This is a genomic window from Mesorhizobium waitakense (assembly GCF_056431085.1).
Map to the genome: position 1 here is coordinate 1 of NZ_JBWKME010000144.1, position 4195 is coordinate 4195.

At 60.4% G+C, this 4195-nt stretch carries 8 protein-coding genes; 7 read left to right on the plus strand and 1 reads right to left on the minus strand.

From position 1 onward, the window contains the following. The 7 genes from AC07FD_RS28425 to AC07FD_RS28455 all read left to right on the plus strand — a co-directional run. Positions 1 to 160 (plus strand): 3-oxoacyl-[acyl-carrier-protein] synthase III C-terminal domain-containing protein (locus tag AC07FD_RS28425; protein ID WP_478352559.1); only part of this gene is annotated, 160 nt, incomplete at its 5' end. 26 nt (positions 161 to 186) lie between these two features. Next, on the plus strand, positions 187 to 321 hold the full coding sequence (locus AC07FD_RS28430; RefSeq protein WP_280952830.1) for a hypothetical protein: 135 nt from the start codon (positions 187 to 189) through the stop codon (positions 319 to 321). A 228-nt stretch (positions 322 to 549) separates the two neighbouring features. Next, positions 550 to 1374 (plus strand): cyclase family protein, encoded by an 825-nt coding sequence (locus AC07FD_RS28435; protein ID WP_378924072.1) that lies wholly within the window; start codon positions 550 to 552, stop codon positions 1372 to 1374. Positions 1375 to 1506: 132 nt separating this feature from the next. Continuing rightward, on the plus strand, positions 1507 to 1773 hold the full coding sequence (locus AC07FD_RS28440; RefSeq protein ID WP_379100402.1) for a beta-barrel domain-containing protein: 267 nt from the start codon (positions 1507 to 1509) through the stop codon (positions 1771 to 1773). Between the two features lie 292 nt (positions 1774 to 2065). Beyond that, positions 2066 to 2263, plus strand: coding sequence for a hypothetical protein (locus AC07FD_RS28445; RefSeq protein ID WP_478352555.1), 198 nt, complete (start codon positions 2066 to 2068; stop codon positions 2261 to 2263). A 40-nt stretch (positions 2264 to 2303) separates the two neighbouring features. Continuing rightward, entirely contained in the window at positions 2304 to 2915 is a 612-nt protein-coding gene (locus AC07FD_RS28450; RefSeq protein WP_478352556.1) for a hypothetical protein, read from the plus strand. A gap of 262 nt (positions 2916 to 3177) precedes the next feature. Next, complete coding sequence (locus tag AC07FD_RS28455) at positions 3178 to 3390, plus strand: cold-shock protein (protein ID WP_478352557.1); 213 nt, start codon at positions 3178 to 3180, stop codon at positions 3388 to 3390. Between the two features lie 222 nt (positions 3391 to 3612). Here AC07FD_RS28455 and AC07FD_RS28460 read toward each other — a convergent pair whose 3' ends face one another. After that, entirely contained in the window at positions 3613 to 4077 is a 465-nt protein-coding gene (locus AC07FD_RS28460; protein WP_478352558.1) for a Ros/MucR family transcriptional regulator, read from the minus strand. Positions 4078 to 4195 lie beyond the last annotated feature (118 nt).

Genomic DNA, 4195 nt, shown 5'->3' on the forward strand with positions numbered 1-4195 from the left:
CGTCAAGACAATCGCCGACTACGGCAACTCTTCGGCCGCGACGATCCCGCTATCCCTATCGTTGGCCAATCAGACAGAGCCATTGCGGCCTGGCGAAAAAGTCCTTCTTGCTGCCGCGGGGGCGGGCTTAAGCGGCGGGGCACTCGTCGTTGGAATTTAGCCGGCGCTCGTTGGCGCGAACGCTGCGTGCCTGACCGGCATGCAGCAGTCGCCTCTGGCCGGCTTTCGAGTCGCGAGCGCGAAAAGGAATTCGCCGCGCTGACCGATGACGAGGCAAGGCGGATCGAGGCGGTCTACGCGCAAATCTTTGGTGCCGATTGAAGAAATCATCTTTCGATCGGCGCTCCAGCTTTTCGGAAATGGCATTCAGAACCATCAGAGCGGGAAGAGCATCAGGTGTGGTCAACAGCGCGTTAACGCCGAAATTTTGCGACAGGCCCAGTTGATCTCAAGCAGGGAGACGTGCTGGAAGGCATTGTTGACGGCCTCGGCACCCTGCGCAACCAAGTTCTTCGCCGGACGTTCGAATAATTATTGAGAAGGAACTCCATGACCCGCCAAATCATCGATCTCTCCATCGCCCTCGACAATGAAACGCCAGCGGACCCGCCGCCGATCCGCCCCGTGATCAGCTATACTGGGCATCGCGAAAGCGCCGAAGGCATGGTGGCGTTCTTTCCCGGGCTCGGCGTGGATCAGCTGCCCGGTGGCTATGGCTGGGCAGTTGAAGAGTGCAAGGTCAACACGCACAACGGCACCCACCTTGATGCGCCATGGCACTATCACCCCACCATGAACGGTGGTGAACGGGCAATGACCATCGACGAAGTGCCGCTGGATTGGTGTATGCAGCCGGGTGTGAAGTTGGATTTCCGTCATCTGCCAGACGGTTATGTGGTGACGGCCGCCGACGTTGAGGCCGAGCTTGACCGCATAGACCACACGTTGAGCCCGCTGGAAATTGTGCTGGTCAACACTTCGGCCGCCGCCGCTTATGGCAGCCCGGCCTATCTGGGCAAGGGGTGCGGCATGGGCCGTGAGGCCACGCTTTTCCTGACCTCACACGGCGTGCGGGTGACCGGCACGGACGCATGGAGCTGGGATGCCCCCTTTCCCTTCACCGCCAAACGTTATGCTGAAACCGGCGACGCCAGCATCATCTGGGAAGGACATAAGGCGGGAGCCGAGATCGGTTATTGCCACCTCGAAAAACTGACCAACCTCGACCAGCTTCCGCCCAAGGGCTTTACGGTTACCTGCTTTCCGGTAAAGATCAAAGGCGCCTCTGCCGGATGGACGCGCGCAGTGGCCCTACTCCAAGAGGTTCCGGCTATGGCGCTGCAGCGCCTTCCGCAAGAGAATTCGAACGGGTGACGTTTGACCATGGCGTGAGGATGGAGTCCGCAAGCGCATCGCTGTTCACGACCGTATAGACGTGCGCTTCCCGCAGCCTCCGCTCCTCCGGCGGCCGCCACGGGAACAGGGTTTTCGTGCTTGATGTGGCGGGTGAAGGAGCTGCAGAAGTCGCGTATCCAGGTCCTTGTAGGCATCGATGTGACCCGCGTTTCCGCCAATGCCGAGGTCGACGAACGGAGCGGCGCGACGTCCTTCACCGCGACTATCGAGGTGGGTGCCGACCAGTTCAAAGCTCTACCGTACGTGAAGCTCTATCCGGATATGCCCGTCGACGTGTCGATAGTGACGGGTGAGCGCAAGGGCATTGTGCGTGCTGCCACACTAGCCGCGGGACTGACGAGCGTTGGCATTGTGTAAAAGACATCGTCATAGCCCCTGCGGAACGACGCGATCGCAAGAGGATCGCCACTGCTTTTCGGCAGCGTCGATGAAAAAGGGTCTGTCAAGGCCGGTGAGATAGTTTGGCTATTCAGATAGTGCACATAGTCGGGACCTGTGGCCGCCCGCAGCAACAGGCTCGCTCGTCTCGACCTTCCTCCATCCCCTCATAGCTCGCATCGTCGGCACCTGCATCTAATCGGTAGGTCGTGAAGTGCTGGCTGTTCAAGAGGCGGATGGTTCGGCTCTGTACCGGAGCAAGGAATCAATCGTGTTCAAGCGCACCATCGTTTCCGGCCTGATCGTCGCCGCCGGTTCGCTGGCCGGAACCGTCCGGCCCTCGGCGGCCCATGGCTATCATCACCACCGCGAAATCGGCATTGCCGCCGGCGTCGGCGGGTTCGTGCGGCGCCTGCTCGCCCAGCAGCCCCGGACCCTCTATCTCGACGAGTACAGCGGTTCCTGGTAGGTCCGCCGCTGCCTCGCCTGCTACGCCAGCCGATCCGGGCTTGGACACCTATATCGGCTATGACGGCTACCCCCTATCGCCGCCTTTAAGAGGAGATGGACCGTTTCAGCAACATGAGGGCTTCCTCATGGCCCGTTTTTTCGTTGGTCTGAATGGTTCCAGCCCAGGCTGGCTTGTTCCGGCCCGGCTGCCTGGCCACGCATTTGGCGAGCGAAGCCGGTGGTGTACAGTGATTTCCAGACAGCCTAATCTCGACCACAAACGACCGGCTGATCGCCCCGAGGAGAGAGAAGGTTTGAACGAGCAGGATCCCAAGGAAGACTTGATCGACACGATTTTTCGCAATGGCACCATCACCGCCGTCGGCATCCTGCTGGCGTTCTCGCTCGGCTTCATCACGCATTGGGCCGCCAACCCAATACCGTGGCAGCTCCACCATTTGCTGGCCGCAGCGCCGATGCTGATCGGCATCGCGCTACAGATGCGGGCCCTGTCGATGCTGCTCGACATTAGTTCCCTGCAACGGCGCATTTATGAGCGCGCCAACCGCATCTTCCTGACCGGGCTTATTCTGACTGCTAGTGGTGTCGGGCTGGCCATCTTGCTCGATGTCTTCGAGATGGCGCGCACGGGCGCGCTGCCTCTCGGCTAGCCGACAGCTACAGCGCCGTGGCCATCCCAACAGATGTCGCACCATTCGGCGCCGACCCGGCTGGCCATGCGCTCGCCGATCCTGACCGCCGGGTTGGTCGCGCAGGGCCATGCGCTTGGCGGCAGCGCGGGGTGGGGCTGGCTGCCGGGTGGTCCGGCCGGGCCTTGCAATTTTTTGTCTTTGCTGCGCGTAACGCCTCGGCTGTGAATCGAGTAGGCTTAATGGCCTACCCACGTTGCAATTATTACAAAGGAATACGGATATGGCGACTGGAACGGTGAAGTGGTTCAACAGCACCAAGGGGCTTGGATTTGTCCCGCCTGACAATGGCGGTCAGGATGTGTTCGTCCACATTTCCGCTGTGGAACGTGCGGGTCTCTCGACTCTCATTGACGGCCAGAAGATCAACTATGAGATCGAACAGGACCGCCGTACTGGCAAGTCCTCCGCTGGCAGCCTCAGCAAAGCTGGCTGACTTTTCTCCTGCGGCCCGGCAAAAGCCTGCACGACGCGCCACGTCCCGATCGTACTGACCCGCTCGATAAGAGCGGGCGAGAACATTACCGCAGACCGGGACAGCAGATTGTTGCAAGCCGCGAGGATGTTTGCGAGTGGAGCGGGCTGGTCCGCGCCTTCTGATGTTCTGCGCAGACGCCGACGGCAGCTGCGCGCTTCAGAACGAACTTGATAGATAAGATCAAGCTGCGCCCTTCTTGCGGGTCCGCTTCGCCGGCGCCGGCGTTTCCGGCTCTTTCGGCTTGCGGCCGAGCCCCATCGTCTTGGCCAACGCCGAGCGCGCCGCGGCGTAATTCGGCGCGACAATGGGATAATCCGCCGGCAGACCCCATTTGGCGCGATACTCATCCGGCGTCAGCCCATAGTGGGTCGACAGATGACGCTTCAGCGCTTTGAATTTCTTCCCGTCCTCAAGGCAGATGATGTAGTCCGGTGTCACCGACTTCCTGATCGGGACTGCAGGCTTGAGAGCCTGCGGCTCTTCTGCGGAGACACTTTCGGCCGTGCCCTTCAAAGCTGCGTGCACTTGTCCGATCAGGGCAGGGAGATCGCCCACCGGCACCGGATTGTTGGACACATAGGCTGAGACGACATCGGCGGTGAGCTCGATGAGGACGTCGATGTTGTCGTCGGCTTCTTCTGTCATGAAACTCTCCGGGTAGCGTGAAAACATAGTCGGTGAAGGATTGCTTCATTAGTGGTGGTTGCCGCGGAAAGCAATAAATCTCTCGCCAGGTTATTGCGATACTCGTCCAACATGAGGT

Bases quoted from the DNA above. Each gene is read 5' to 3' on its own strand.
- AC07FD_RS28455 (WP_478352557.1), top strand. From the start codon at position 3,178: ATGGCGACTGGAACGGTGAAGTGGTTCAACAGCACCAAGGGGCTTGGA.
- AC07FD_RS28435 (WP_378924072.1), top strand. From the start codon at position 550: ATGACCCGCCAAATCATCGATCTCTCCATCGCCCTCGACAATGAAACG.
- AC07FD_RS28460 (WP_478352558.1), bottom strand. From the start codon at position 4,077: ATGACAGAAGAAGCCGACGACAACATCGACGTCCTCATCGAGCTCACC.